3 protein-coding genes and 2 pseudogenes are annotated in these 2,280 nt (G+C 58.1%); 1 reads left to right on the forward strand and 4 read right to left on the reverse strand.

Annotation, left to right across the window (positions count from 1 at the left end; all coding sequences use genetic code 11):
* A pseudogene (locus UU7_RS19055) lies at positions 1–212 on the reverse strand (hypothetical protein); the annotation flags it as partial.
* Positions 213–248: 36 nt separating this feature from the next.
* Here UU7_RS19055 and UU7_RS17145 point away from each other — a divergent pair.
* Positions 249–500, forward strand: a complete 252-nt coding sequence (locus UU7_RS17145) for a hypothetical protein (RefSeq protein WP_007810742.1) — start codon at positions 249–251, stop codon at positions 498–500.
* 91 nt (positions 501–591) lie between these two features.
* Here UU7_RS17145 and UU7_RS18550 read toward each other — a convergent pair whose 3' ends face one another.
* From UU7_RS18550 to UU7_RS19060, 3 genes and pseudogenes are all read right to left on the reverse strand, one after another.
* A complete protein-coding gene (locus UU7_RS18550) occupies positions 592–1,008 on the reverse strand; it encodes a hypothetical protein (RefSeq protein WP_157582432.1) in 417 nt (138 codons plus the stop codon).
* A complete protein-coding gene (locus UU7_RS17840) occupies positions 1,005–1,919 on the reverse strand; it encodes an RHS repeat-associated core domain-containing protein (RefSeq protein ID WP_007810744.1) in 915 nt (304 codons plus the stop codon). Before UU7_RS17840 ends, UU7_RS18550 begins: the two co-directional genes overlap by 4 nt.
* Positions 1,916–2,280: pseudogene (locus UU7_RS19060) on the reverse strand (hypothetical protein); the annotation flags it as partial. The pseudogene UU7_RS19060 and the gene UU7_RS17840, both read right to left, overlap by 4 nt.

The following is a 2,280-nucleotide window of genomic DNA, read 5'->3' on the forward strand; positions in this document are numbered from 1 at the left end:
CTCCTGCAGGGTGTAGCGCGTGTGCTGTCCACCGCCGTCCAGCTGACCGTGTAGTTGCCCGTGCTGCTGGTCGCCGGCACGCTCAGCGTGGCGATGCCCGTGGGCGCCGAACCGCCGTGGTTGGTGCTGGCGCTCCATGCCGAGCAGCCGGCGACGCTGCACGCACGCACCTGGAAGCTCACCGCGAACGAATTTAATTCGCCACGTCCCATTTAATTAGGGCTCACGATCAACAGAGGACAGACGCCATGCCAAGCCATCGCGAGGGACGCTGCGGCACGCCGCTGATATGGAGTGGACAGCTCACGCTTCGGTCCGAGGTCGATGCCGTCGTGCCGGTGCTGGAAGCTCAGGGTTACGCCGCCGTGCCGAGCTGGCGGCGTGACGGCCGCTGGGAGCTGTGGACGCAGGAAGGCAACATCACCAGCGGACCCAGTGAGACCTTCGCTTCGCGCGAGGAAGCCCTCGCGGCGGGGCGCGTTTGGCGCGACGACCGATAACTCTCCGTGACTCGCACAACGATCTGTGCAAGCAGCGTCTCACGCTTATGCCGAGGCAGCGCCGGCTGTCAAATTGTCCTCAGCACCTTTTTTATTGTCCACCACGCTTCAATATTTTTATATGCTTGCTCGGGCTTCCATCAATGTCGATACCAGTTAATCCACATTCTGAAAAGCTAATGCCGTATGAATAGTTATTTGCACGAAACAGGCCTTTTATCTCAACAAACTTTCCGTTGTATGTATCCTCCTTGTCGCTGAGGTCCCCTGTGTTTAGAAGACTCAAACAGCCAGAGTCCTTCGCCCAGTAGTCCTTATCGTATCCCAATCGTTTTACAAGATACATTGATTCTGGCCCTATAACCAAATAGCCAAACAATGTTAATTGTTGGCCGTCGTATTGTGCACGCTGGGCATTCAGCGTCGAGATATCCAACATACCATCCGAAGCCGCGCCATCGGCTGCCATAGCGAAAAGTGCCAGGAAAAGTAACAAAACATATTTCATTGGGCGGGCCTAAGGGTGTTAATTGCGGACTGTTGCTGGTTTATAGATCTCTCAAGCCCATTCGCCTCATGTGCTGTAAGAGATCCTTTAATCGCAGTAACTTGAATCCTCCCGCCTACGATTTCGTATTTTATTACGCGTCTATTACTCACTGCGTAATTAATAATGCCGTGGCCCAACGGTTGTGCATCACCCGGGCTAACGAAGCCATCCGATGACACTCCCGGAGTCTTCCCATCAATATGACTATGTTCCACTGCCGTCGTCCCTGGTGGAAGATTTGTTAAATCCACGCCATCTTTGGCTGTTGTATGAACAATTTTACCAGCTACAGGTTGGGCCGTAACATTCTTGGTCCCGATCAGAGCAACCACCTTTTCCGGCTTTTGAGATGTCTCCACCTTGGACCGATTTTTCAGCGCAGCAGTGTCCTGCCCTGATGTTGACCGAAGATCGCGTGCTGTTCCCGAATCGGAACGCACGCACGTATCTCGGCTTTGACCTGGACAATCTGCACGTCCATCAGGATCGATGTTAACCACGGGATTGTTGCTTGCGTAATCGTACCGATTGAAGTGGAACAAGCTTCCCGGCGACGGCCCTACCGGATCCGTGCTCAGGAAGCGTCCTGTGCTGGGATCGTAATACCGCGCCTGCATATACACGAGCCCCGTCTCGGGGTCGTTCACATGCCCGGTATACCCCGGCCCGTCCGGCGCTGCGCCCACGCTCGTCACCGCCACCCCGTACGGGGTGTACTCGAACCGCTTCGTGATGTGGCCTTGCGCATCGCTTTCCATCACCGGCGTGCCCTGCGCGTCGGTGTACACGTAGGTCACCGTGCCGGCGTGGGCCACCATGGCCAGCAGCCACAGCACCAGCGTCGCCAGACAGCGTGCTTGCTTGTTCACTGGGCACCTCCCTGTACCGAGCTCGCTTCGGCCGGCGCCGTCAGCCCGAAATCCGACTGCAGCGTGACCGAGCCGTAACCGCTCCAGCCCGAGCAGCCGGTGGCGTTGCACGCCTTCACCCGGAACTTCACCGACCCGGTCGCGAAGATGATTGAGCTCGCGGAGGTATTGGGGCCGCTGTAGAACGTGTCGCCAACGCTGCTCCCCGGATCGGTCTCCTCCACCGTGTAGCTGCTCGCACCGGCCACCGCGCTCCAGCTGACGGTGACCACCGGCTTGTTGGACGGCCCCGACGCATGCACGCTCGGCGTGCCCGGCACCGCCGGTATCACGCCGACCGCGATCGTCTTGGTCGTGCTCC

This window comes from Rhodanobacter spathiphylli B39, from assembly GCF_000264295.1.
In the GTDB taxonomy this organism is placed as follows: domain Bacteria; phylum Pseudomonadota; class Gammaproteobacteria; order Xanthomonadales; family Rhodanobacteraceae; genus Rhodanobacter; species Rhodanobacter spathiphylli.